This window comes from Arthrobacter sp. Y3225116 (genome assembly GCF_059091245.1).
In genome coordinates this window covers 1-23352 of record NZ_JBNHGL010000019.1, presented here as the reverse complement: position 1 = coordinate 23352, position 23352 = coordinate 1, and the positions used below count along the sequence as shown (strand labels likewise).

Genomic DNA, 23352 nt, shown 5'->3' with positions numbered 1-23352 from the left:
ATCAGGGCCAGGTGCTGGTTCTGCTCATCGGCTTTGTGTTGTTGAGCCTGTTGATCCTGACCGTGGTGCTGGGGGCCTCCGCCGTGTATGTCGAACGGAAGAAGCTGCTGTCCGTTGCGGATGGGGCCGCGCTGGCTGCCGCAGACACTTTCGCCTTAGCCGACGTCGAAACAGGTTCCGGGGTGCCCGTTCCCTCGCTGGACGACGATTCCGTGAGGGGATCCGTTGCACGGTATTTATCCGAGACGGGTGCGTACGGGAGGTTTGACCAGCTGACCGTCGACGGCGACACCGGCTCACCGGAGCAGCGCACGGCGCACGTGGTGCTGAGTGCCGTCGTCCGGCCGCCGGTGGTGAACTTCCTGATTCCGGATGGTATACCGATTACCGTTTCCAGCGACGCGCGCTCAGAACTCAGACGCTGACCGGGACGGGGAAACCGCGGCCGGGCGGGTAAGCCCCCTTGAAGGAAGCCAGCGCCTCGTACAGGGTCTTGGCGGTGCGGCTGGACCATTCGCGGTTTTTCCGGACGATCGCCACGGCGCGCGGGGGATCACCACCGCGATCAGCGGCCGCGACACGAACAGTACGACGACGACCGCCACCAAGGTGCCCAGCTCGCCGAACAGGCTCATCGCCCGCATCAGGACACCCGAGACGGTGATCCCCACGCCCACATCCACGGAGCGGACGATCTCGACGAATTGCGGCCGAGCCGCGTCTCCCACTCGGAGGCGAGGTAGGCGGCGAGGAGGCGGTCGCCGATCGCCACTTCGTGCTTGCGAAGCGCTTGGTGGCGAAGCGCAGCAGCAGGATGGTCAGCACGTCCCTTGAGCACAGCCGGCAGATGAACGCCAGCATCGGCAGGGCCAGCCCATTGCCACGGAGTTGGCCGCCAACCGGCACCGTGCTTGAATCGCGAAGGACGCGACGGGGGCGCATTCGTAAGCGCCAGGCATGCGAACGACCGGTCAGCAGTCCCGCGATCTGCTCAGGTTGAAGATCCTGTCTCGGGCAAGATCGGTACTGTGGTTCTGTGACGAACGAATCACTTGGCGGAACCTGGTACGACGGCGACCACGTCCAGGGCTGCTACAAAGTTCTCGAAAGGTCGGCACATTCCCGCTCTGACGTGCAAATCGCGTCTGCGGGGTACAACGATGCTTGGGAACCACAGGTGCTCGTACTTGGATACAGCAATCTCGAGCTTCTGAGCGGAAACGGCGACCAGCTCCTGGACGTCGGTCACCGCGAGGTCCGGGCCGTGCGTCTGGTGGAAGGAACGGGCGTCGAAGTGTGCGTTACCAACATGGGGCCGAGCGGGTTACGCCAGCCACGATGGACGCATCGCCTCTCCGACGCCGATGCTCGCTACATAGAACAGTGCTGGCTGGGCTCGTCCCCATTTATGCACTCCGGAACTCAGTTGAATCAGATTCCTTGGCGTGAAGAGGAGTATGCATATTACGTCGGCCGTGTCGTCACCGAGGCATCTCGGTGCGACGTGGCACTGGTTGCACTTGTACTCTCGGCACGGGAGTTGCTCGGGCAGCCGCCCGGTACGATCTATGGGGCAAGTGGCAGCCAACTTGCAGATGCACTCGATGACCTTGGAACACTCAGTCCCGCTCTCGCTGACATTGGGGAGCGCTACCGGGCCTGGTACCAGCAGCGGAACTTCGCTACGCACGGGATCCGGGGATGGGATGCATCTGGCCGTCCCACAGGGCAGGTGTTCAAGGCTAAGAGGGCAACGGGAAAAGCGCCGGAGTATGCCGTGGAGATCGAGGACCAGGATTTTCGCGAGCTGGCGTTGCTTTGGAGAGCCTTCTACGCGCTCAACCACGATGCCATCGACGCCGCTATCTACATCAGCGCTAAAGGGGACCCCGAGAACCTGCTGGCGCACATCCCGATGCCCAACACCGTCAAGGCATCCGAACGGATGCCTTCAGGAGCCGAAGCGGGATAAGGCGGGCCATGGGCGGCAGCGGTTTGCGTTCTAACCTCTGGAAGCAGTTGCTGGAGTGCTCGCATTGACCGGTCCTGCCGCCTTAGGTCAATACCTCTGAATGTTGCTTCGACCTCGCCGAGCTGACCGGCCTAAACCTGGACCAGTTGGTCGCCGTGAACCGGATGCCGAACGCCGCGACCCTCGGGCACTGCAGGAGCGCGACGTCACCAAAGCTACGGAACCAAATGACCAGGGGTGCCGTGGCGCGTGTCATTCATCTGGGTAACGGGGTGGGGCCGCTTGGGCTAATACGTCCTGATCTTGGTTTTGTACCTGACCAGAGCGACCGCGTCGGTGACGGGTGTGGCCGTGCCGTCAAACTCTGCGGTGAAGTCGAGTCCATCGACGGTCTCCACGGTGGCGATCCGGACCAGGATGCCCAGCGGCGTGCCGTCCTCGACGCTGAAACTGGTTCCGAAATGATGGCTCTTGAGGCTGCCGGCCTTAAGGGTCGTCCAACCGCGGACACCGGGGCGCTTATCGGGGTGATTTAAGGTGGGTGCACAGACAGGGCATGCGGTGTAGCGGCGGAGCGCCTCGACTTGCTGGCGCGTTAGCAGGTTCGGCATCGCAGGGGCATTGTCGCTGCCATGCCAGTCCCTGACTCTGTCCAGATGGTTTAGGTAGGGAGCCAGGCCGCATCACGGTCCATGACTCGGCGCATGCTGGGGCAGTCCGGGAGATGGACCTTCCCGGCGGCCGAGATAATGAAGAATTCCCCCGCCGCGGCCCAGCTGTCGAGAATTCCCTTCTCGGCCCGAATCGATTCCCTGAGTTGGGCCAGCAGCTCCTGGTCCGTCAGGTAGTGCATGCCGCGCAGGTAGTCTTCCTGATCGGCCAGCACCCTGGATGCCGCCTGCATCCGTTCTTCCGCCGATCCTGTCATTGCACCCATGATCCCTCTTTCCGCTTCCCGTCCATGAGCTTACCTGCGCCTCGGGAAGAGGCAGACTTATCTGGGCGGCCAGCTAGTCCGTCCGATGGGTAAAACATATGGACCGGCGTTATCTGCTGTGGCAAAGCAGGAACGATGTTCTTGAATAGAAGGCAGGGTTCATCGGAATCCGCCGTTCCTGATCCCGGTACGGCGGACTTGAGCGACTTTGATTTCGATATTGTCGTGCTCGGGTGATAGATAGTTCAGGAGCGGTCAATTCGGAGCGGCGTACTTAATATTTGGGGGAAACGTGAATACACCCGCGGGCTGGTACCCGGATGGGCAGAACCCGTCGATCGTGCGCTGGTGGGATGGCAACCAGTGGACCGAACACACCCAGCCCGCACAACCGCAGCAACCGGTCCCGGGCCAGAACCACCAAGTGCAGCAGCCTTCCGGAAGGTTGGCGAAGACGCGAAAACTGGGGTTTTTCAACGCCCGGCAGGTCGCCGAGGCAGAGATGGCGGAAAACCAGAGGCTGCAGGATCTGATCGACCAGCACGGGCTTCGAGACCTCGATGAGGTAAATCAGCTTAAGCAGCAAGCGGAAGCCGACTTGGCGGCCGTCCGCCACCGGGCGGAGTCCGAACTGATGGCGTACCAGCAGCAGTTGGACGCCGTCCGTGTCGAGCTGGAGGCAGTCCAACGGGAGCTGGTGACGGCCCGCGACCAGACCGTACTGCAAGATTTCGGGCTGTTTGACTACGCCCACCCGGCAGAGTCATCCGCCCAGCTGGCGGCCGAACTAGAAACTGTGCGGGCAAGGATCAAGGACATGGTGCGCTCCAAGCTAGCCGTGACGGCCTCAAGTAACTTCACGTTCAACAATTCGGCCAAACAGGGGCAGAAGTTTGTCTCCCAGATGTCCCAGATCATGCTGCGCGCTTACAACGCCGAGGCGGAGAACTGCGTCAAGACGGTCAAGGCCGGAAATCTGCAGACCGCCCAGGCCCGCCTGTCCAAGGCCCGGGAGCAGATCGTGAAGCAGGGCACCATGATCGACCTGGAAGTCTCTCCCGAGTACCACCGGCTGCGGCTGACCGAAATGTCGTTGGCTGCCCGGCACCTGCAGACACTGCAGACCGAGAAGGAAGCCGAGCGCGCCCGTCGCGAGGAGCTCCGTGAACAGCGGCGCGTCGAGCAGGAATTGGCCAAAGCTAGGGAGAAGCTGGAGAAGGAACGCAGTCATTACCAATCGACTCTAGCCGCTCTGGAAGCCAAGGGCGACGCCGAGGGTGCCGAGCGGATGCGCACACTGATCGAAGACGCCGAGAAGGCCATCTCCGACGTCGACTACCGGGCCGCAAACATCCGGGCCGGCTACGTCTACGTGATCTCCAACGTCGGCGCCTTTGGCGAAAACATGGTGAAGATAGGTATGACCCGTCGGCTCGAACCCATGGACCGGGTCCGAGAACTCGGTGACGCCTCGGTGCCGTTCACCTTCGACGTCCACGCCTTGTTCTTCGCTGAAGACGCAGTCGGGGTCGAAGCGATGTTGCACCGCACCTTTGCTGAACAGCGGGTCAACAAGATCAACACCCGACGCGAATTCTTCTACGTCAAGCCCTCCGAGGTGCTCGAGGTGCTCAAGGAGCACCAAGTTGAGATCGTGGAATTCACCACCGAGTACGTGGCCGAGGAATACCACCTCAGCCGCGGCGAAGTTGATGAAAAGGTCTAGGAAGGAGTCTGTGACAGCCTCCCCAAAGCACCGGCGCAACCAGGTGGAGTAACCGTTGGAGCGCCGCGATGGACCGTCGCAGCCAGCGGTTAGAGGCTTTCGTAACGCAATCCGGCCGGCCTACGCCGGATTGCGGCGTCCACCGACGTCGCTGCCGAGAGAATGATCGCCGAAATTAACGAAGGTGTCCCTTGCGGAGTCGTCAGGATCGCCGCTCTTCGGTTGAGTGAGGCCGGTGAATGAGAATGCGGCCAGCACCTACCAGGACATGGGCTCCGGCGGCCAGTGCAAGCACGACGATGAAGGCCAGGACTTGTCCCAGGAGCATGACGAACGCCACCCCAATCGTGGCGACGTAGGTCAAGTGGAATGCGACCACCGACGTGTCAGTCCATAGGCTCATGCCTGCTGGCCGGGGGCCCGGATGATGCGGCGCTGGGTTGCAGCAGCGATGGCGGCCGTGCGGTTGTCCACACCGAGTTTTCCGTAAATGTGCACAAGATGGGTTTTCACGGTTGCCTCGGAGATGAAGACCTGTTTGGCGATAGCCCGGTTGGATAGCCCGGTGGCCAGCAATTCAAGCAGTTGGATTTCCCGCGGGGTGAGTGTAGGCGCGGGGTTGCTGATCCGGTCCATGAGCAGGGCCGCGACTCTCGGCGCCAGTGCCGTTTCACCGGCGGCGGCGGCGAGTACGGCCTGGTGGATCTGTTCGGGAGGTGCGTCTTTGAGCATGTAGCCGCTGGCTCCGGCTTCCACTGCGGCGAGGATGTCGGCGTCCGTGTCGTAGGTCGTAAGGATCAGGACGGGTGGAGGATCCTCCAGCAGCTTGATCTGCGAGGTGGCGGTGACTCCGTCCATTCCGGCGCCCATCTGCAGGTCCATGAGCACGACGTGGACCGGGTCGCCAAGGATTTGTAGCCGTTTCAGTTCCTTCAGCGCTGCCTCACCGTCTGCCGCTTCCGCCGCGACCGAGATGCCCTCGAAGGCGGTGAGCATCGCCCTCAGACCGGCCCTGACGACGGGATGGTCATCGACCAGCAGGATGTGGACGTCGTTCATGATTGGTCCCCTCTTGGGGCGTCGCCCAAGGGCAGGCGGACGGCAACGACCGTACCTTCCCCAACGACTGATTCAATTTGAAAAAAGCCTTTGAGGGCCGTCACCCTTTCCTGCAATGAGCGGATACCGAAACCGCTTCCGTCCGTACGGGCCTCCAGCCGGGTAAGCACCCCGATGGGATCGAAGCCGACACCGTCATCATAGATGTCCAAGGTGACCTCATCGGCGAGAAAAGAGATCGTAACGACCGCGTTGCTGGCATTGGCATGGTCACTGACGTTGGCCAAGCTCGCCTGCGCGGCCCGGAGCAGGGTCACCCGGTAAGGTTGCGGCAGCTCAACGGGATCTCCATCCAGTTCAAACCGGCACCGCAGCCCGACGCCCCGGGCCGCGGCGCTGGTTTCCGTTGTGGCGCAGAGCCTACGCAGGCTTTCCAGTAGGGAGGGTGATTCCTGAAGGTGTGGAGAGGAAAGTCCACGGACGAAATTGCGAGCTTCGGCCAGGTTGTCGGAGGCGGTCTGCCGCACCAGCGCGAAGCGTGCGGCAGCGGTGGCCGTATCTCCGTCCGCGAGAGATTTTTCGGCCGCGCGGGCAACCAGCACGATGCTGGACAATCCCTGCGCGAGTGTGTCGTGGATTTCCCGGGCCAGTCGTTCGCGCTCGGCCAGGACACCGGCGTCGTGCTGAGAGGATGCCAGTTCTGCTCGGGTCCGGCGGAGTTCATTGGCGGCACGGCGCTGGTTATCCGCCTCACGGTAGAGCGCCCTGTAGGCCAGCCCTGTAATGACGGAAAATGCCGCGCCAAAAGCCGGACCCAGAACCACCGCTAGATGCGGAACGGTCAGTCCGCTGGCGGCCCATTGGGCGGCAACCACCGCCGTCGTCATCAGCGCAATCGTCAGCAGGGCAGCCGGTCGCGGTAAAAGATGCAGGTGCAGGAAGAAGAGGGGGAACGCCAGCCAGGCGAAATCGGCGCTCCCGGCCAGCAGGACGGCCCACAGCGCCGTTATGAGCCCCAGCCACAGGACACCGTAGCGGCGGGGGTCGAACCCGGTCCTGCCCGCGGCGAAGCGCTTTTCCAGGATCGTTCCGGTCATGTAAATCCCGGCCAGAACGAGCGCTATCCCGGTCAGGACGTATCGCAGGGGGCCTGTCCCGCCGCCTGCCAGCAGCCTCAGGACAGCCACTCCGAGCAGGGCGGCGAAGCCCACGTGCAAGGTAATTCTCAGGACGCGCAGGACCGCAACGGAGGGGGCAACCTCGTTACCGGTAAGGAGCGCATCGCCCGGTGTTGAGGGACTAGCGGGGTCCGAGGGAGGGAGGGAGTCTCTTGCGGGCATTGGATCAGATTATGCGCCCTCGGGTCGGGACGGATCAACCGAAAGGTTGACCCTGGGATCAGCCGTTTGACCGGCCCAGATCAACCTCCTGCACGACGGCGACGGGCCAAGTCCGCGGGACAGTGGATATACGAGCCGTTCGGCCGCCGCGTCATCCATCGAAAGAAGAACGAACGTGTTTCTTGCTATCCGCGACATCCGCTTTGCCAAGGGCCGGTTCGCCCTCATGGGCGGTGTCGTTGCCCTGATCACCTTACTGCTGGTCATGCTCTCGGGGCTGACAGCCGGCCTCGGTGACCAATCAACCTCCGCGATTGGCAAGCTCGGCACCACCAACGGGAGCGGCGTGACCGCCAAGGCCGTGGACAGCATCGTCTTCGGCGCCCCGGGCACCAACGAACCCAAGGCCTCCTTTACCGAGAGCGAAGTGAGCGCCGCGCAGCTTGAGACCTGGAAGAACCGTCCAGGCGTCCAAAACGCCGAAGCCTTGGGCATCAGCCAGACCCGCTTCCAGGCCGTGGCCGCAGACACCGGATCGGGTACCGGCACCACCAACGTCGCCGTGTTCGGCGTTGCTCCGGACGGCCAACTGGCACCCTCCCATGTCAGCGCTGACACCGTCGTGATCGGAAAAACCGTCGCCGAGGCCCTTTCCCTGGGCGTCGGAGACGAGGCCAGCGTCGGAGGCACCGAACTGACAGTCAGCGCCGTGGTAGAGGACCAGTGGTACTCCCACACCAGTGTCGCCTGGACCGCCCTTTCGACCTGGGCCGAGCTCGCCCACCTGAGCGACCCGGAACAGCTAGGGACCGTCGCCGCCATCACCTATAAGGCCGGTGCCACGGTTGACGAGGCCGCCGCCAATACAGCGGCCCATACCGTTAGCGCCTCGCGCACCGAATCCTTTCAGGCACTGGGGTCCTACAAAAGCGAGAATGGCTCCCTTACTCTGATGCAGGCTTTCCTGTACGGCATTTCCGCCCTGGTCATCGTGGCCTTCCTGACGGTTTGGACCGTCCAACGGACCCGCGACATCGCGGTTCTAAAAGCCATGGGAGCGTCCAGCGGCTATGTTCTGCGCGACGCCATCACACAGGCAGCCATCGTCCTGTTCGCAGGCGCAGGGCTCGGCGGCGGAATCGGCGTCCTCGGCGGCTTCTTCGCAGCGAAAGTAGCTCCCTTCTTGGTCACTCCCGCAACGACGCTGCTGCCAATCGTGGGAATCATTGCCCTCGGCCTGGCCGGTGCGGCCCTGGCCGTTCGCCGCGTAACCAAAGTCGACGCCCTCATCGCCCTCGGCGGCAACTAGCCACTCGCAAGCAGGGCCCCGCTCGGCAGCCCCGAACCCTCCCCGTGCAAATCCACAAAGAAAGTACCACGATGTCCTCTACCTCCAGCCCCCTGAACCTCGTCAATGTCACCCTTGAATACCCGGACGGGGACGGAACCATCAAAGCCCTGGACTGCGTGAACCTCACGGTCCAAGCCGGCAAGATGACCTCCCTCGTGGGGCCATCAGGGTCCGGGAAGTCCAGCCTTCTGGCCGTCGCCGCCACCCTGGTCCGCCCCACGCATGGGCTGGTGCTCATCGACGGCACCGATGCCACCGGACTCAGCGACAAGGACCGCACCGCGCTGCGAAGGGAGAAGATCGGCATCATCTTCCAACAGCCCAACCTGCTCGCGTCCCTGACCGCCGCCGAACAACTCATCATCGGGGACCACCTGCGCGGCAAGTCCGTCAATGCCGCCCGCGCAAAGGCCGGGGAAATACTCGACGTCGTCGGACTCGCCTCGAGCGCTGACAAGCGACCGCACCAACTCTCCGGCGGCCAGCGCCAGCGGGTCAACATCGCCCGCGCCCTGATGGGAAACCCCAAGGTCCTGCTCGTGGACGAACCCACCGCAGCCCTGGACCACGATCGCAGTGATTCCGTCGTCCGGCTCCTGCGCCGCGTTACCGACGAGTTCATGGTGGCCACCGTCATGGTCACACACGACACCGAATTCGTCTCGCTGACCGACTCAGTCGCCACCATGCGCGACGGAAGACTCACCGCCCCCGTACTCACGAACACCTAACGGCCGACTCCGCCCACACGCGCGCCCTTCCCGGACGCCAAACGCCTCCCATCCCATCAACCGAAGGACCACCCACATGAAAAAGCTTTACTACGCCGCCTTCACCTACATGATCGCCGGACTGGCGTCCGGGCTGTTCCATCGAGAATTCACCACAGCAAACGACTTCACCGCAGACAGCCAGCTGTCCGTGGTCCACACCCACCTTCTGGCCCTGGGCATGCTCTTCTTCCTCACCGTCCTGGCACTGGACAAACTCTTCAGCCTCACCGGCTCACGCATGTTCACCGCGTTCTTCTGGACCTACAACTCCGGCCTGGCCTTAACTGCCGCGATGATGATCCTCAGCGGCATTTTCACCCTCCAAGGCGCCACGCCCTCGGCAGCCATTGCGGGCATTTCCGGGCTGGGCCACATCGGCCTCACCGCCGGCCTAGTCCTGCTTTTCATCACCCTCGGCAAGCGCGTCTCCGGCATGGAAACATCCACCGCCGAATTCGCCCCCGCCAACTGACCCACTGATCCGAAGACGGAAGATATGACGCCGAACTTGGAATCCCCGGACACGGGCGCCCCAAAACGGTGGATCGACCTCACAGTTTGGCTTCAGTGCCCGTGACCATCAACGACGGCATCGACGCTGCAATCACCATGGCGGGAACCTAGGATGTCGAACCGAGTACTTCGTGTAACCGTGTGCGACGGATTCGCCGGAGTCAACCGAGTCGTCGGCATAGTGCGTGTCCGCGGAACCGGACCCCGAGCCATAGCATGGATGCTCGGCCGCTGTGCGCGTGGATGCGCCTATTTGCAAGGGAAGCGCCCTGGAGACGCGCCCAGCCGCTACCTCTCGCGGTCGTGCAGTGGGCCTGCCAGAAGTCCTATGGCAACACCAGATCGGCACAAGGTACCGGTGGGACAACCGCACCTTGCACTACGAAATCGCCCGTCCCCCTTGCGGCTAACCAACTGTGTGGAAATCCGCGTTAGTAGCGACTATCTACTAGATTGTCCCGGTTGTGGCGAAACAAGGAATGTCCGCCAGCAACTTGTCCCGGATCCCCGCCAACTAAGTTGTCCAATCGCGGTCAACGGACTCGGTGTGCTCGAGGGAACCGACTACTTGGTCGAGCACTCGCCTCACAGCGCGGTTCAGTCGAGTAGTGCGAGCCAGACGCTTCGCCAGCGGCGGGCTCACCGCGTAGTAGAGCCGGATGAACACGCGCCCAATTGCATTCGCGTCGAGAATTTCATCACGGAACCGTCGCAGAACCAGCACCTCAGGTGCGTCGTATGACCCGTACACGGCAGTCGCAACGTAGCATCCGCCGCCTGAGGCCTGCCTCGTGGGCGCCTCTGGGACCAAGAACTGCGGGTTCGTGCGGTTGACCGTCATCATGAACGCCTGCATGCCGTTGGTGTACTCAACGAACCGTTGGGTGAGCTCGTGGTGAACTTGCTCAATGTTGCTTAAATCCGTGCCCGATCGACTGTCAGACTTGTCTGCCAACATGCCCCGTGCGATTGTCGTGAGATTGGTTTGCACCGTATCCCAGACGGGCTTGGCCTCATTGCCCCACACATGGAACATTCGCTTGTCTCCCGCTGCGAATGCCTCCTTGGAACGGTCGGCAAGCGCCTTCAATCGATCCAGCAGCCCCGCGGTCTCGGCGGACAGCGCGTAGTACTCACCGATGTTCAACGACCCCACTCCTCAATCTGGTACACGCACCAGCACGTCGCGCAGGCGCCCCTATAACCGCGGCCCTCGACGGAGACCGCCCGCAGTGCCTCGTACCGGCGCTGGTTGACCTGCTGCGGCGTCGTGAACCACGCCCGGCCTTGTGGTGATCCAGCTGCCATATACCATTTCTACCAGCAGCAATATCCGTCGCGTGGGAGGTATGGGACGTGTCGGCACGGCATTTCCGCTGAAACACGCGGATCGTATCGGCTTCGGTTTCCCCAAGACCGCAGCAGTGGTTCAGGTGGATTTGCGCGGCGCAGCCGAGGTAGAACCACGGCATAGCAGCGCCACCGTCGGTGTATGCCGTTTGACGGGCGACGGCGCTGCTGCCGGTACACATATATACGGTAGGATTTCCATGCCTTTAAGGCGCTTCATCGTAGCCTTAGAGGCATGGAGATCCTGATTGCTCTGATAGCCCTAAGTGCAGCGCTCGGTGGCACCGTTATCGGCTCTGTGCTGACGCGAACAAACGAGCACCGACAATGGTTGAGGAACGAGAAGATAAAGGCGTACCGCAACTTTTTGATTACTCTCAACCCGATTTCAGCCAGCACGTTCCATACGCTTGTTTACGGTGATAGGGACGAGCAGTTCACTTACGACCAGGCGCGTAATGAGGCCTGGATGCAGCTGATGATGGTAGCGGGTGACAAGGTAGCGCGTCAGGCCACAGAGTTATACAACGCAACGAAGCAAATAAAGTCAGAGTTGAAGCTCATCCCTGACGAAGCAGCCGCCCAACTTATGGAATCTTTACGGCAGGGAAGATTCAGCGACGACGTTGACCAAATCAAAGAGAAGGCGAAGGAAGCGGCTTACGCGGCGGTTCAAGAGCATGTAGTTTCGGTTATGCTTAAGCATCAGCGGCTGACGGACGCGATGCGCGATGACCTGCGCATGGCTGAGGTGTTTCGTAGCCTGACTTCATACGAGCAAACGCTAACCGTGCCCGGTAGGTAGAGATCACCGAGATGGCATCAAAGGGTGGGGGCATGCCCCTACTGGGTGCCTTGCACGCCCTCCCCACGGCAAAGGGCTGGTACCCCCGTCTGACATTTCTCTCTGTGATGGTGGGATCGCTGTTCTTGGCCGTCCTTTTCAATAACGCCCGTAGGCTGCCCGGAAGCTGCTCCGACCGGGCACGAAAACGGGCATGAGTAGTCGCGGCCGTTTGGCACGCAGAGGTAATCGAGTCCAGTATCATTGAGATTCTGGCTTTTTCTTCTTTATCGAGAGCAGGGCGCGGTAGGTTTTTACTACTTCCATGACTCTGGTGATCGCGTAAGAGACCCCGAGAATCCCTGGCTCGTCATCGCCGGAATTGGCATAAACGCCGATCAGATTCCTGCAATGGCGGCCAATGTCCGTGGCGCTGCTCAACGATTTAACCTCACGCTGGAATACCCGGCAGAACTCAAGTTTCACCATGTTGGTAAGGGTGGGCACGATAAAAAGAGGCAGCGGCGAAACTGGATGCTCGACGCTGGTATGACTGACCTCCGGCAGCGTCGCGCTGCCTTCGGGCTCGGCTCCAAGTCCCTTCGCTGCGAGTGATAGCCGCCGCAGTGGATCAACGTGAACCTCCGACGACGAATCCGCAATCGTCAAAGCAGTTTCGCTGCTTCTGGATAGGGTTCAAATGGACTCACAGGATTTCAAGACGCACAGCTTTGTCATGATGGATGAAGAGAACGCCGAAGACGTGGCACTTCGTGAAGCTATGCGGAGTGGTTCCGCTCTGATCAAGAATTACGCCAACATGTTGGATACCATCGCGTTCTTGCCTTCTGAAGAGAGTCCGGGAATCCAACTTGCTGACCTAGTCGCCGGCAGCGTCAGCCGTTACTTGAATACTGGAGATCCGGGATATATCCGGTTGATATGGCCTGCCATGCGTCATCGCCGTGGCGAGCGAAATGGTTATGGAATGATCACTCATCCGCGCCGCGAGCCAGTGGCAGCGCCGCCACCGCAAACTGTTCCTTGGCCACGTACTGACCGCATCGTTCACGACTACGCAGCGGCTCCCTGGGGGAAGACTTCTGTTTTGAGCGAGTCCGGGGAGCCCAGCGTCTATTTTTCGCCCGTCCCGCCTGTGCCAAGCATCTAGCACGGTCACCCTGATGAAAAGTTTAGAGACCGGGGGCCCTAGAAGGGCCGCGAGGCTAGTGAGCCCCTCCCGGTCATGAATGTCAAAGTGACAGATATGTCACGCGGCGGACACGTTGCCATGACAAAACGACGACGGCGATCGCCGGCGCGAGCAGCTCTAGCCCTGTATTTCTTCTAAAGCATCCGCGCGAAAGGTTTTAACCTCGCCGGTATCCTCAACGCACAGGCTTATGACGTTTACATTCAGCCGTCCTCCAATAGAGGCGAACGTCTCCAACGGGCCTCCACCATTAGCGCCTACGCCTACGCCCGTCTCGCCTGTTGCCTTGACCCTGAAGCGGCGCTCCGACGGCTTTTTCTGTTCGTTGGACGTTATTGTCACGTTGGCCATGAATCTCTCTCTCCTTCTGGTTTGATGCTCCGAGCTTAGCCGCCCGTGCGCTTTGGCTCGGGACCCGGCATCTGCAGTGGCAATCGAGTGCCGGGAATTGATTATTCAAGCCTCTTCAACGCTTCCGTGGCAGCATGAGCAATTTTCCGCTGGGAGCTTGAGGAAGCAATTTCTTGCCGGGACGCATCGGCATTCTGATCCCAAGTGGCGAACTCACGGAGCCCTTCGCGCGCTGCGTTTCTGACAAGCTCCTCGGACACGGCGAAGTCAGCAATCAGGTGAAGAGTTGCTATCTGCTCGCCGACGCCGACACCATCGCGACCATCAACAGGACGCCCGTGCGCAGTTGCGAAGAGATTAAGAAACTGTTTCGAGGTTTCCAAACGGCGGCGCATGCCTAAATCGCGGAAGCCTAAAGCCGCAGTCAGGACAGCCGCAACTGACGGGACTGCTGCAATCACCAGAGCTTGCCAAAACTCCATTGGTTTTTCCTTCCGGTCAGCAGGATCAGTCGTTCCTCGGCAGCTCGCGTTCTTGATGCTCCAAGCTTAGGTGTCGCGCAGTATTGGGTGAAACCTTATCGCATGGCAGAAGCGGTAGTACTACGCAATGGCGGTGCCGCTGGTTTTCGGGGTCTTGCCGCTGACCGTGCTGTTCGCCGTGTATCCGGGCCTGGCGCTGATCAATCTCGGCTGGTGAAGTCGACCGATGGAAATTCTCACTGGGGGTTAAAGGGAAGGAACTACACCATGATGAAACTCCCGCTCATGTTCACTGTCACGATTTCACTGCTGTGGAGTGGAGGACTGGATCGATTGCGACGCGCGGCGCAGGCCGAAGATAGCGAACGCGGAGATGTCCCGGGGTGGGTGATGATCACCCTGATGTCGGCCGTGCTCCGGTTCATTGATTGATTGCCGGCAAGCGCCATTAGTGGCGTTCTCTTGACGTGAGCGTCATTTGGCCAGCATGATGTGTCGACTATCATAGTCAAAATCCCATATCGGTCGTGGCCCACCGTTAGTGCAGAGGGGATTCCAATGGCAGATATTCTCCGTCCGCTGGTTCTGGTGCGGGGGTTCGGTGGAGCCGACGTGTCCGACGATCAGACCAGCCCCTATCAGGGCTTCAATGACGGCACCGTGTATCCGACTCGGCGGGGCGAGAATTACATCTATGAGGGCTACCTGCTCCGCGCACTCAAGTCACCGACATACCCATACCACGATGCCACGAACGTCGTGGGCTTCTACTCCGATAGCGTCAGCGCTCCTCCGATCAAGACCGATATCGACTCTGACTCGATGGAGGGCACCGTCGTCCTTGACCCCGGGGTCGAGAGCAAGGTCTTGTCTGGCGGAACCGCCGGCACTATCTGGGTCTACCGCTATTACGACCTCCGCCCACGTGCGCTGAAGAACTACGGTAAGGGCTTGGCGCGGCTCATCGAGTTGATCGAGCGATCAGCGATCCGGCATGGCGAGGAGTACCGGGGCGTCGACCTCGTCGCCCACAGCATGGGCGGGCTTGTTACGCGCGAGGGCGTTCTTGCAATGGAAGCCGACGAGAAAGGCTCCGCCAGGCGAAAGATCAATCGGATTGTCACACTGGGCACTCCGCACCGCGGCATCGCCTTCCAACGCGCCCCGGCTTGGCTGCTTCGCATGCTGCCGAAGCTCAATGATGCAAGCGACGAGTTGAAATCGTTCGATCCTGAATCGATGCGCTTCCTTGAATGGAAGAAGGCGTTTGATATGCGGAGAATCCTCACCGTCGTTGGTACCGACTTCCGGTCGTATAATGTCGGCTCCGCATCCGCATTGAATCGGTCGGCCAGCCTGTTCGACGAGGGCAATTTGGCGTACAACCGGAGCGATGGGCTTGTGAAGCAGGCTTCCGCGCAACTGCCAGGGGCGCCGCGCACCTTCATGCATAAATGTCATGGAGGGCCGGACTCGCTCGTTACCGCGCGAGAAGCATACGAGATCTCAATGAGGTTTTTTCATGGAACACACAAAGTTTCGCTGTCCCTCGACGAGGCCGTTATCACTCGCGGCTGCGACAGGTTCGGGAAGAGCGAGTTCTATTTCGGTGTGTCGATCAAGCCGCGGTATGTAGACTTTGAATTGTTCCACCAAAGCGCTGCGGCCCAGAACTGTTACGGCCCGTTCCATGAGACGGAACTTACAGATCAACTCCCTGCGCTCGAGGACGAACTTAGGGAGCCGCTGGCGGCTTACGGCGACGGATCAATGGGCTGGGCCGGGCCCAATCGCCTCATCTGGGAGGGATGGGTGGACGCCAGAGTCAAGCCGGACGACGCCCAGGGCCTTGTATTCCGTACTGACTTTTATGTAGGGGAACGAGATACGTATGGCGTCGGTTTCTCGGATAATGTGGTCTTTCGGAAGCAGTATTACATTCAGGTGTTCCCCGGGGAATCGCCCCAGATCTTTGTACATACTGGCGAGCGCTATCTGACAGGAGAAGATGCGCTGACTGTCGATCAGCTCCAGACTCGGGCAACTCTGGGTAATCAATCCGAGATTCAGCGGGCGAGGGTCGTTCCAGGCAGCCCATCATGTTGGTCCTTCGACATCGGCGGAACCGGCTTCTGGGCCCGGTTGCTAGTTGGCATCGCAGCGGACAATTGACCAGGTCAAAGTAAAGAGGACTTAGTCGCCAGTCTGTCGGGTCACTATCGCCGATGTCTGTCCATAGGTCCCGGAGAATCAACGACTCCGCGGCGGTTCGCAACTCAGTGACCACACCACATTTCGGCGCGCGAACAGCGGTACAGTTTTCGTCCTCGATGTAGACCATTAAGCGGATATCATGCGCGGTTCGCTCCGCGCCCGTGACTGCTGCTGGCCCCTCAGAAGGGCATGACGGTGGCCAGGTAACCGTAGTACCGGCCCGGGACCGGTCGCAGGGGGTCACCGACGAACCCGTACTGGGGATTCTCTTGGTTGTACTCCGCGACCGCTGCGCGGAATTGCTCTATCACGGCCGTCCCGTCTCCCTGGCAGACCCCGCTCTCAAGGCACCGCGCCACCGAACCGGCGACGATCGGACTGGAGAAGCTGGTGCCGTGTGCGTTCGCGTACCGGTCGCCTGGGACCGTAGAGGTCATGCACACCCCGGGGGCTGCGACGGTGTGCTCCTGGTCGGCAGGCTGGGTGGCGAAGTTGGAGAAGAGGGCGAACTCGTCGTCGGGGGTGGGAAAAGGGTATCCGCTGCAGCTCGCCGTTGCCCTACCGCCGGGGCGGCCGTCGAAGTCAGCCATGGCGGTGGCGGTGAGCACTTCGTCATACGCGGCCGGAACAGTGTTCGAGATGTCCCCGGTCGCGTTGCCGGCGGCGACCGTCCAGACGACACCCTCCTCGGCGCCCTGGCAAATCATTTTGTGCAGGGGGTCGATCCCGTTGCCGCAGGTTCCCTGCTCTTGGCCGGGGCTGCCGAGGCTGATGTTGGCGACCCTGATGTCGTTGCCCGGGTCCTCGTCCGTGTGAGTGGAGACCACCCAGTCGGCGCCGCAGAGAATGGCAGCTTCTGTGATGGTGCCGTCGTCTGCGATAACCCGGACGGACCACAGCGGGGCTCCGCTCGCGGTGCCGATGATCCCGGCGTTGTCGTTCTTCGCCCCAAGGATCCCGGCGACCATGGTTCCGTGCCCGAACCGGTCGACGGGAGCTACCTCGACCGGAGTACCTGACGAGCAGTCCACGCCGCCGCGCACGTTCAGGTCCGAATGGGTGCTGTCGATGCCGGTGTCGATCACGGCGGAATTGACCGTGATCTGCCGGCCGTCCTCGGCTGCCTCCTCCGGCGTGCCGCCGACCCGCAGCCACCCGGGCGGAAGGAATTCGGCGCCGCTGGTCCCGTTATTGTCGCCGGTCACGTTTTCCGGCAGCGCGAATTGCCGCTCCGGCGCAATGAATTCAACGGCCGGGTCGGCAGCGAGCTGCTTCGCCTCCGAGACCGTCATGGTGCCGGAGTATCCCTTCAGCGCGTGTTCGTAGGTGTTGGACCGCGTAAACCCGTACTTCTCCCCGTGGGCCGTGGCGGTGGAATCGACATTCCCGATGCTGTCCTTAAGAACGACCGTGTAGCCGTGTTCTTCTCCCGCGGCGGCGCCCCCCGTAGCGGACGCCCCTGCGGTGGAGGGTCCAGCGGCGGCGGGACCGGAAGCGGCGACGACGGTTGCTGCGGCCAGCACGAGCGCGCCGAAAGCTCCCAAGATTCTTCGCGATGTGGTTGACCGCGGGCCGTCCTGCCGGCTTTCGGGCTTCTGCCTCTTCCGCAGGCTCTGAACGGATCCGCGACTTTGACTGGGCATTGCAGCCTCCCCCAATAAGTGGATTTAGATCAGGCCCCAACCCCATACGCGGCACCTGCATCCCGCACTCTCCAAAGGTTATTGCACGCGCCTGCGCTTGAGCTAGGGGCTGTCAGGCGCCGTTTTCGCTGGACAGAGGATTCCCCGCCATGGCGTAGGCTGGGAGGACCATGGCTGAGATCGACTTTCCCGCTGAAATCCGCGCCTTGCGCGCCACGTATGAATCCATAGAAGCCGTCTCCGACGCGGAGGCGATCCGCAAAGATATTGCCCAGCTGAGCGAGCAGGCGGGCGTGCCGGATCTGTGGGACGACCCGGCCGCGGCGCAAAAAATCACCTCCAGGCTCTCGCACCGCCAGAGCGAACTGGAACGGCTGGAGAAACTGGCGGCACGGATCGACGATCTGGAAGTCCTGGTCGAACTGGGCCAGGAGGACGCCGGCGACGCGGACTCCATGGCCGAGGCGGCCAGCGAACTGGCCTCGCTCAAGAAGGCGCTGTCCGAACTCGAAGTCGTCACGCTGCTCTCCGGTGAGTACGACGAGCGCGAGGCCGTGGTGACCATCCGCTCCGGTGCCGGCGGCGTCGATGCCGCCGACTTCGCGGAGATGCTGATGCGCATGTACCTGCGCTGGGCCGAACGCCATGGCTACCCGACCCAGGTGCTGGACACCTCCTACGCCGAAGAAGCCGGGCTCAAGTCGGCAACGTTCGAGGTCAAGGCGCCCTATGCCTTCGGCACCCTCTCCGTGGAGGCCGGCACCCACCGCCTGGTGCGGATCAGCCCCTTCGACAACCAGGGACGGCGCCAGACCTCCTTCGCCGCCGTCGAGGTCATTCCGCTGATTGAGCAGACCGACTCGATCGACATCCCGGACAACGAGATCAAGGTGGACGTGTTCCGCTCCTCCGGTCCGGGCGGGCAGTCGGTGAACACCACCGACTCCGCCGTGCGGCTGACCCACATCCCCACCGGGATCGTCGTGTCGATGCAGAACGAAAAGTCCCAGATCCAGAACCGTGCGGCCGCGCTGCGCGTGCTGCAGTCCCGGCTGCTGCTGCTGCAGAAGGAGCAGCAGGACGCCGAGAAGAAGGCGCTCGCCGGCGACGTCAAGGCGTCGTGGGGCGACCAGATGCGCTCCTACGTGCTCAATCCGTACCAGATGGTCAAGGACCTGCGCACCGAACACGAGGTCGGCAACACGGGCGCGGTGCTCGACGGCGAAATCGACGACTTCATCGACGCCGGCATCCGCTGGCGCGCCAACAACCGCAACGCGGAAAACTAAACCGCGATCTGTCTGTCGCACGAAGCCCGGCCGCTCCACCAGGAGCGGCCGGGCTTCTTCGTTTAGGCGTGTGCCCAGGCCTGCCTGACGAAGGGCATCCGGGACGGGACTCGCCTACGCCTGCAGCGCTTCGCGGTGCCCCTCGCCTGTCAGGCTGTGCCCGCCGCCCGAAGTTTCGTCCGCCTGCAACCGAATCGTGACCTTCGCGACCCCGCGCGACTGTTGACACCCCTGTGAGCCACACCATAGATTTGCCGTAATCTGAATCACCTTTCAGGTTGGGGGACCTGACCATCAGGTTCAGACAGTTCCAGAGATACTCCTTGACACATTTTTCAACGAAAGGCATCGGAGTGAAGGCAACGAAGAAGTTCCTGATGGCCGCGGCGCTGGTCACCGGACTGACCGTGAGCGCGTGCGCGCCGACCGCCGGCGGCGACACCGCCGGAGCGGCCGGCGAGGAAGGCAACGCCCCCGAGAGCATCAACGTGGGCATAGTCTATTCCGAATCCGGCCCGCTGGCCGCCTACGGCGCGGCCTACTACCAGGGTCTGCAGGCAGGCATCGACTACGCCACCGAGGGAACCGGCGAGGTCAACGGCACCAAGCTCAACCTGACCTATCACGACGACGGCGGTGACCCCGACAAGGCGGTCAACGTCGCCAAGGACCTGATCGGCAAGGACTACAAGATCCTGGCCGGCACCGTGGTGTCCGGCATCGCGCTGAAGCTCGCCGAGCAGGCCGCGCAGAACAAGGTACTCTACATCTCCGGCCCGGCCGCCACCGACGCGCTGCAGGGCATCAACGACTACACCTTCCGCTCCGGCCGCCAGAGCCTGCAGGACGTCGCAACCGCGGGCACCTTCGTGGACGACCTCAAGGGCAAGAAGGTCGTGGTGTTCGGCCAGGACAACGCGTTCGGCCAAGGCAACCTCGCCGCCGTCGAAGCCGTCCTCGGCGAGCAGGGCGCCGAAGTCGATGACGTGCTGGTACCCGAAGACGCCACCGAGTTCACGCCGTTCGCCCGCCAGTTGATCGACGCCAAGCCGGATCTGGTCTTCGTGGCCTGGGCCGGCGCCACCTCAGGCTCCATGTGGCAGGCACTAAGCCAGCAGGGCGCGTTCGACGCCGCCCCGATCGTGACCGGCCTGGGCGACGCCGCCACCTTCGGCGCCTACGGCAAGGCCTCGGACAAGATCAGCTTCCTGAACCACTACTTCCCGGGAGCAGCCGGCAACGACGTGGAGAAGGCCATGATCGAAAGCGTTGAGGCCGAGGGCAAGAAGGCCGACCTCTTCACCCCGGACGGCTTCGTCGCCGGCCAGATGATCGTGCAGGCGGTCAAGGAGGGCGGCAACGACGTCGATGCCATGGTCGAGGCGCTGGAGGGCTACAGCTTCGAAGGGCCCAAGGGCGAGACGACCATCCGTGCCTCCGACCACGCGCTGCTGCAGGAGATGTACCAGGCCAAGCTCGTGGAGAAGGACGGCGAGTGGGTGCCTGAGCTGATCAAGGCCATTCCGGCCGACACGGTGGCTCCGCCGGAAGCCAAGTAACCGCAGCACAACCACAGGCAGGCCCGCACTGCTGCAGTACCGGGGCGCCGCCGACCTAACCGGCGGCGGCGCCCCGGCCGCGGACAGGGTCCTCGACCGGACAGAAAGTGACATGATGACCTCCCCAGATCAGCCCGCGCTCACGGTGCAGGGCCTCGGCCTGCAGATCGGCGGCGCCCGCATCCTCGAGGATGTCGGATTCTCCGTCACGACCGGAGAAATGGTCGGCGTGATCGGACCGAACGGTGCCGGCAAGACCACCCTGTTCAACCTCATCTCCGGCGTCCTGAAGCCGACGGCCGGTTCCATCACGCTCGACGGCAAGGACGTCACGTCGGCCTCGATCCACAGCCGCGCCCGCGCCGGCCTGGGCCGGACATTCCAGACCTCCAGCCTGTTCCCGCGGCTCAGCGTGCTGGAAAACGTCCGGCTCGCGGCCCAGGCAGCCCTCGGCGGAAGCGTCACGGTCTTCCGGTTTCCCTCGCGGACGGATTCCGCGACCGCCGCCGCGAAGCAGAACGTGGCCGAGGTCGGGCTGGAGGACAAGCTGCACACCGCGGCCGGAGACCTCGCCCACGGCGACAAGCGCAAGGTGGAGATCGCCATGCTCCTGGCCGGCAACCCCTCGGTCATCCTGCTCGACGAACCGATGGCCGGAGTGGCCTCCGGCGACGTGCCGGGGCTGAGTGCGATCATCCGCCGGATGCACCGCGACCGCGGCTGCACCGTGATGATGGTCGAGCACCACATGGACGTGGTCCTCGGGCTTGTCGACCGCGTGGCGGTCATGCACCACGGCAAACTGCTCGCCATCGACACCCCGGACGCGGTGATGGCCAATCCCACCGTCCAGAGCGCCTACCTGGGAGAACCCGTATGAGCCAGCACCCGGAAAGCCGCGCGGCCGCGCCGCAGGACGCTGCCACGCCCGCCCCGACGACCACCACCGCCACCGCCACGTCGCCGGCCGCGGCACGGCCGGACCGCCACGCCCGCCCGGTGCTGGAGGTCGCGGGGCTCAGCGCGCACATCGCCGGCCAGCAGGTGGTGGAGAACGTCAGCTTTTCCGTGCCCGCCACCGGCATCACCGCCCTGCTGGGCCGCAACGGCGTGGGCAAGACCAGCACCATCAAGGCCATCATCGGCCTGATCTCCCGCAGCGGCAGCGTGACGCTGGACGGCACGCGGATTGACAAGGAAGCGACCTACAAGATCATCCGCCGCGGCGTGGGCTACGTCCCGGAGGACCGCGAGGTCTTCTCCAAGCTGACCGTGGCGGAGAACCTGCGGCTGGCCGAACGGGACGCCTCCCCGCGCCGGCAGCTGGTGGAGGAACTCTTCCCCGACCTGCTCAAGCGCGCCTCGCAGATGGCCGGGACGCTCTCCGGCGGGCAGCAGCAGATGGTCTCGCTGGCGCGTGCGCTGCTGAATGAGAACAAGCTGCTGCTGATCGACGAGCCGACCAAGGGCCTGGCGCCCAAGATCGTGCAGGAAGTCTCCGAGACGCTGGAGCGGGCCGCCGCAACGGTGCCCATCCTGCTGGTCGAGCAGAACCTGCAGGTGGTCCGCCAGCTGGCCGCCGGCGCGGTGGTGCTGTCCGGCGGGCGGGTGGTCCACACCACCGACAGCGCGCTGGATTTCCTGGACAACGAAGACCTGACCCAGCGGCTGCTGGGCGTCCACGCCGAAGGCGGGCACGACGACGAGGCCGCCCCCGCAGCCGCCGAGACCGGCACCGACCCGAACGGGGTGCACAAGTGAGTACCATCGTCCTGCTGACCGTCACCGGCCTGGGCCTGGGCGCGCTCTACTTCCTGGTGGCCTCCGGGCTGAGCCTGATCTACGGGCTGATGGGCGTGCTGAACTTCGCGCACGGCTCCTTCCTGACCCTCGGCGCGTTCGCCGGCTGGGAGGTGGCCCGCCGCGCCGGGGCCGACAACTGGTGGACCTTCCTGGGCTCCCTCCTGGTGGGCGCCGTCGTGGGCGCCCTGTTCGCCGCCTTCACCGAGTTCGTGCTGATCCGCAAGCTGTACGAGCGGCACATCGAACAGGTCCTGGTCACCGTCGGCCTCTCGCTGGCGTCGGTTGCGCTGTTCGACGGGATCTGGGGCACCGACCCGGTCTATATCTCCGGACCCGAATGGTTCAGCCAGACCACCAGAATCCTCGGCGCCGACATCGCGAACGACCGCTTCGTGGCCATCATCGCGGCGGTGTTCGTGCTGCTGGGCCTGGTGTTCTTCCTCAAGCGCACCCGCTACGGAATGATCATCCGCGCCGGCGTGGAAAGCCGCTCCATGGTCACCGCGCTGGGCATCGACGTCCGCAAGGCGTTCACGCTGGTCTTCGCCATCGGCGGCGCCGCGGCCGGCCTGGGCGGGGTGCTGGCCAGCCACTACTTCGGCTACGTCTCGCCGCTGCTGGGCGGATCGCTGCTGATCTTCGCCTTCATCGTCACCGTGATCGGCGGCCTGGGCTCGCTCACCGGCGCGGCCATCGCCTCGGTGGTGGTGGCGCTGCTGCAGCAGTTCGCGAACTTCTACCTCAACGGCACGGGGGACTTCGTCGTCGTCGTGGCCCTGGCCCTTGTCCTGCTCTTCCGGCCCTCCGGCCTGCTCGGGAGGAAATCATGACCACCAGCAAGACCGACCCGCAATCTGACGCGCAGCCGAATCCGGCCGCCGCAACCGCCGGGCACACACATGGTTCGCCGCTCGGTGGACGAGTCCCCGGTGTTCAAGGAGATCGCCGACAAGAAGCAGCAGCAGAAGGTCCCCATCGTGGAACTGTTCCGCA

Annotated in this window: 26 protein-coding genes; 15 read left to right on the top strand and 11 right to left on the bottom strand. The window is 62.9% G+C overall.

Features of this window, described 5'->3' with window-relative positions:
- Positions 1-11: 11 nt before the first annotated feature.
- Positions 12-425, top strand: coding sequence for a pilus assembly protein TadG-related protein (locus AC5RV2_RS03945; RefSeq protein WP_494091268.1), 414 nt, complete (start codon positions 12-14; stop codon positions 423-425).
- Positions 426-1036: 611 nt separating this feature from the next.
- Positions 1037-1972, top strand: coding sequence for a hypothetical protein (locus AC5RV2_RS03940; RefSeq protein WP_494091267.1), 936 nt, complete (start codon positions 1037-1039; stop codon positions 1970-1972).
- Between the two features lie 287 nt (positions 1973-2259).
- Here AC5RV2_RS03940 and AC5RV2_RS03935 read toward each other — a convergent pair whose 3' ends face one another.
- A complete protein-coding gene (locus AC5RV2_RS03935) occupies positions 2260-2583 on the bottom strand; it encodes a hypothetical protein (protein WP_494091266.1) in 324 nt (107 codons plus the stop codon).
- A 50-nt stretch (positions 2584-2633) separates the two neighbouring features.
- On the bottom strand, positions 2634-2909 hold the full coding sequence (locus tag AC5RV2_RS03930; protein ID WP_494091265.1) for a hypothetical protein: 276 nt from the start codon (positions 2907-2909) through the stop codon (positions 2634-2636).
- 292 nt (positions 2910-3201) lie between these two features.
- Here AC5RV2_RS03930 and AC5RV2_RS03925 point away from each other — a divergent pair, with 292 nt between their 5' ends.
- Positions 3202-4635, top strand: a complete 1434-nt coding sequence (locus AC5RV2_RS03925) for an SNIPE associated domain-containing protein (protein ID WP_494091264.1) — start codon at positions 3202-3204, stop codon at positions 4633-4635.
- Positions 4636-4837: 202 nt separating this feature from the next.
- Here AC5RV2_RS03925 and AC5RV2_RS03920 read toward each other — a convergent pair whose 3' ends face one another.
- Genes AC5RV2_RS03920 through AC5RV2_RS03910 form a run of 3 tightly spaced genes read right to left on the bottom strand, consistent with a single transcriptional unit; the run spans position 4838 to position 7034 of the window.
- The gene (locus tag AC5RV2_RS03920; protein ID WP_494091263.1) at positions 4838-5038 is read right to left on the bottom strand and encodes a hypothetical protein; all 201 of its coding nucleotides are present in this window, start codon (positions 5036-5038) and stop codon (positions 4838-4840) included.
- The gene (locus AC5RV2_RS03915; protein ID WP_494091262.1) at positions 5035-5694 is read right to left on the bottom strand and encodes a response regulator transcription factor; all 660 of its coding nucleotides are present in this window, start codon (positions 5692-5694) and stop codon (positions 5035-5037) included. The genes AC5RV2_RS03920 and AC5RV2_RS03915 overlap by 4 nt, the downstream gene beginning before the upstream one ends.
- Positions 5691-7034: a sensor histidine kinase gene (locus AC5RV2_RS03910; protein WP_494091261.1), complete on the bottom strand. Its 1344-nt coding sequence runs from the start codon at positions 7032-7034 to the stop codon at positions 5691-5693. Before AC5RV2_RS03910 ends, AC5RV2_RS03915 begins: the two co-directional genes overlap by 4 nt.
- Before the next feature lie 175 nt (positions 7035-7209).
- Here AC5RV2_RS03910 and AC5RV2_RS03905 point away from each other — a divergent pair, with 175 nt between their 5' ends.
- The 3 genes from AC5RV2_RS03905 (at position 7210) to AC5RV2_RS03895 (ending at position 9630) form a co-directional block, all read left to right on the top strand.
- Entirely contained in the window at positions 7210-8343 is a 1134-nt protein-coding gene (locus tag AC5RV2_RS03905; protein WP_494091260.1) for an ABC transporter permease, read from the top strand.
- 71 nt (positions 8344-8414) lie between these two features.
- Positions 8415-9116 carry an ABC transporter ATP-binding protein gene (locus AC5RV2_RS03900; protein ID WP_494091259.1) on the top strand — a complete coding sequence of 234 codons (702 nt, stop codon included), beginning with the start codon at positions 8415-8417 and terminating at the stop codon, positions 9114-9116.
- A gap of 76 nt (positions 9117-9192) precedes the next feature.
- The gene (locus tag AC5RV2_RS03895; RefSeq protein ID WP_494091258.1) at positions 9193-9630 is read left to right on the top strand and encodes a DUF2871 domain-containing protein; all 438 of its coding nucleotides are present in this window, start codon (positions 9193-9195) and stop codon (positions 9628-9630) included.
- A gap of 555 nt (positions 9631-10185) precedes the next feature.
- Here AC5RV2_RS03895 and AC5RV2_RS03890 read toward each other — a convergent pair.
- Positions 10186-10818: a CFI-box-CTERM domain-containing protein gene (locus tag AC5RV2_RS03890; protein ID WP_494091257.1), complete on the bottom strand. Its 633-nt coding sequence runs from the start codon at positions 10816-10818 to the stop codon at positions 10186-10188.
- Positions 10815-10979: a hypothetical protein gene (locus AC5RV2_RS03885; RefSeq protein ID WP_494091256.1), complete on the bottom strand. Its 165-nt coding sequence runs from the start codon at positions 10977-10979 to the stop codon at positions 10815-10817. Before AC5RV2_RS03885 ends, AC5RV2_RS03890 begins: the two co-directional genes overlap by 4 nt.
- A gap of 277 nt (positions 10980-11256) precedes the next feature.
- Here AC5RV2_RS03885 and AC5RV2_RS03880 point away from each other — a divergent pair, with 277 nt between their 5' ends.
- The gene (locus tag AC5RV2_RS03880; protein ID WP_494091255.1) at positions 11257-11826 is read left to right on the top strand and encodes a hypothetical protein; all 570 of its coding nucleotides are present in this window, start codon (positions 11257-11259) and stop codon (positions 11824-11826) included.
- Between the two features lie 240 nt (positions 11827-12066).
- On the opposite strand, the gene AC5RV2_RS03875 is transcribed toward AC5RV2_RS03880, so the two are convergent.
- On the bottom strand, positions 12067-12474 hold the full coding sequence (locus AC5RV2_RS03875; RefSeq protein WP_494091254.1) for a hypothetical protein: 408 nt from the start codon (positions 12472-12474) through the stop codon (positions 12067-12069).
- On the opposite strand from AC5RV2_RS03875, the gene AC5RV2_RS03870 reads away from it, so the two are divergent.
- Positions 12467-12976: a DUF3800 domain-containing protein gene (locus AC5RV2_RS03870; RefSeq protein ID WP_494091276.1), complete on the top strand. Its 510-nt coding sequence runs from the start codon at positions 12467-12469 to the stop codon at positions 12974-12976. The two genes, AC5RV2_RS03875 and AC5RV2_RS03870, sit on opposite strands and share 8 nt — an antisense overlap.
- A 159-nt stretch (positions 12977-13135) precedes the next feature.
- Here AC5RV2_RS03870 and AC5RV2_RS03865 read toward each other — a convergent pair whose 3' ends face one another.
- On the bottom strand, positions 13136-13369 hold the full coding sequence (locus AC5RV2_RS03865; RefSeq protein ID WP_494091253.1) for a hypothetical protein: 234 nt from the start codon (positions 13367-13369) through the stop codon (positions 13136-13138).
- Positions 13370-13470: 101 nt separating this feature from the next.
- Positions 13471-13851 (bottom strand): hypothetical protein, encoded by a 381-nt coding sequence (locus AC5RV2_RS03860; RefSeq protein ID WP_494091252.1) that lies wholly within the window; start codon positions 13849-13851, stop codon positions 13471-13473.
- A 267-nt stretch (positions 13852-14118) separates the two neighbouring features.
- On the opposite strand from AC5RV2_RS03860, the gene AC5RV2_RS03855 reads away from it, so the two are divergent.
- Together AC5RV2_RS03855 and AC5RV2_RS03850 are read left to right on the top strand one after the other, a co-directional pair.
- Positions 14119-14283 (top strand): hypothetical protein, encoded by a 165-nt coding sequence (locus tag AC5RV2_RS03855; RefSeq protein WP_494091251.1) that lies wholly within the window; start codon positions 14119-14121, stop codon positions 14281-14283.
- A gap of 126 nt (positions 14284-14409) precedes the next feature.
- The gene (locus AC5RV2_RS03850) at positions 14410-16023 is read left to right on the top strand and encodes an esterase/lipase family protein (RefSeq protein ID WP_494091250.1); all 1614 of its coding nucleotides are present in this window, start codon (positions 14410-14412) and stop codon (positions 16021-16023) included.
- Between the two features lie 221 nt (positions 16024-16244).
- On the opposite strand, the gene AC5RV2_RS03845 is transcribed toward AC5RV2_RS03850, so the two are convergent.
- On the bottom strand, positions 16245-17609 hold the full coding sequence (locus AC5RV2_RS03845) for a S8 family peptidase (protein ID WP_494091249.1): 1365 nt from the start codon (positions 17607-17609) through the stop codon (positions 16245-16247).
- Between the two features lie 269 nt (positions 17610-17878).
- Between AC5RV2_RS03845 and prfB the strand changes: the two genes are divergently transcribed.
- The 5 genes from prfB (at position 17879) to AC5RV2_RS03820 (ending at position 23189) form a co-directional block, all read left to right on the top strand.
- A complete protein-coding gene (prfB, locus tag AC5RV2_RS03840; RefSeq protein WP_494067235.1) occupies positions 17879-18997 on the top strand; it encodes a peptide chain release factor 2 in 1119 nt (372 codons plus the stop codon).
- 353 nt (positions 18998-19350) lie between these two features.
- The gene (locus AC5RV2_RS03835; protein WP_494012475.1) at positions 19351-20556 is read left to right on the top strand and encodes a substrate-binding domain-containing protein; all 1206 of its coding nucleotides are present in this window, start codon (positions 19351-19353) and stop codon (positions 20554-20556) included.
- A gap of 115 nt (positions 20557-20671) precedes the next feature.
- Entirely contained in the window at positions 20672-21436 is a 765-nt protein-coding gene (locus AC5RV2_RS03830) for an ABC transporter ATP-binding protein (protein WP_494091275.1), read from the top strand.
- Positions 21433-22317 (top strand): ABC transporter ATP-binding protein, encoded by an 885-nt coding sequence (locus AC5RV2_RS03825; RefSeq protein ID WP_494091248.1) that lies wholly within the window; start codon positions 21433-21435, stop codon positions 22315-22317. Before AC5RV2_RS03830 ends, AC5RV2_RS03825 begins: the two co-directional genes overlap by 4 nt.
- Entirely contained in the window at positions 22314-23189 is an 876-nt protein-coding gene (locus AC5RV2_RS03820; protein WP_494000186.1) for a branched-chain amino acid ABC transporter permease, read from the top strand. Before AC5RV2_RS03825 ends, AC5RV2_RS03820 begins: the two co-directional genes overlap by 4 nt.
- Positions 23190-23352: the final 163 nt, after the last annotated feature.

What these genes read in the sequence shown, in the direction of transcription:
- AC5RV2_RS03830 (WP_494091275.1), top strand. Translation starts at nt 20,672, where the DNA reads ATGACCTCCCCAGATCAGCCCGCGCTCACGGTGCAGGGCCTCGGCCTG.
- AC5RV2_RS03825 (WP_494091248.1), top strand. Translation starts at nt 21,433, where the DNA reads ATGAGCCAGCACCCGGAAAGCCGCGCGGCCGCGCCGCAGGACGCTGCC.
- AC5RV2_RS03935 (WP_494091266.1), bottom strand. Translation starts at nt 2,583, where the DNA reads ATGCCGAACCTGCTAACGCGCCAGCAAGTCGAGGCGCTCCGCCGCTAC.
- AC5RV2_RS03880 (WP_494091255.1), top strand. Translation starts at nt 11,257, where the DNA reads ATGGAGATCCTGATTGCTCTGATAGCCCTAAGTGCAGCGCTCGGTGGC.
- AC5RV2_RS03895 (WP_494091258.1), top strand. Translation starts at nt 9,193, where the DNA reads ATGAAAAAGCTTTACTACGCCGCCTTCACCTACATGATCGCCGGACTG.
- AC5RV2_RS03850 (WP_494091250.1), top strand. Translation starts at nt 14,410, where the DNA reads ATGGCAGATATTCTCCGTCCGCTGGTTCTGGTGCGGGGGTTCGGTGGA.
- AC5RV2_RS03865 (WP_494091253.1), bottom strand. Translation starts at nt 13,369, where the DNA reads ATGGCCAACGTGACAATAACGTCCAACGAACAGAAAAAGCCGTCGGAG.
- prfB (WP_494067235.1), top strand. Translation starts at nt 17,879, where the DNA reads ATGGCTGAGATCGACTTTCCCGCTGAAATCCGCGCCTTGCGCGCCACG.
- AC5RV2_RS03930 (WP_494091265.1), bottom strand. Translation starts at nt 2,909, where the DNA reads ATGGGTGCAATGACAGGATCGGCGGAAGAACGGATGCAGGCGGCATCC.
- AC5RV2_RS03920 (WP_494091263.1), bottom strand. Translation starts at nt 5,038, where the DNA reads ATGAGCCTATGGACTGACACGTCGGTGGTCGCATTCCACTTGACCTAC.
- AC5RV2_RS03910 (WP_494091261.1), bottom strand. Translation starts at nt 7,034, where the DNA reads ATGCCCGCAAGAGACTCCCTCCCTCCCTCGGACCCCGCTAGTCCCTCA.
- AC5RV2_RS03860 (WP_494091252.1), bottom strand. Translation starts at nt 13,851, where the DNA reads ATGGAGTTTTGGCAAGCTCTGGTGATTGCAGCAGTCCCGTCAGTTGCG.
- AC5RV2_RS03855 (WP_494091251.1), top strand. Translation starts at nt 14,119, where the DNA reads ATGATGAAACTCCCGCTCATGTTCACTGTCACGATTTCACTGCTGTGG.
- AC5RV2_RS03885 (WP_494091256.1), bottom strand. Translation starts at nt 10,979, where the DNA reads ATGGCAGCTGGATCACCACAAGGCCGGGCGTGGTTCACGACGCCGCAG.
- AC5RV2_RS03900 (WP_494091259.1), top strand. Translation starts at nt 8,415, where the DNA reads ATGTCCTCTACCTCCAGCCCCCTGAACCTCGTCAATGTCACCCTTGAA.
- AC5RV2_RS03915 (WP_494091262.1), bottom strand. Translation starts at nt 5,694, where the DNA reads ATGAACGACGTCCACATCCTGCTGGTCGATGACCATCCCGTCGTCAGG.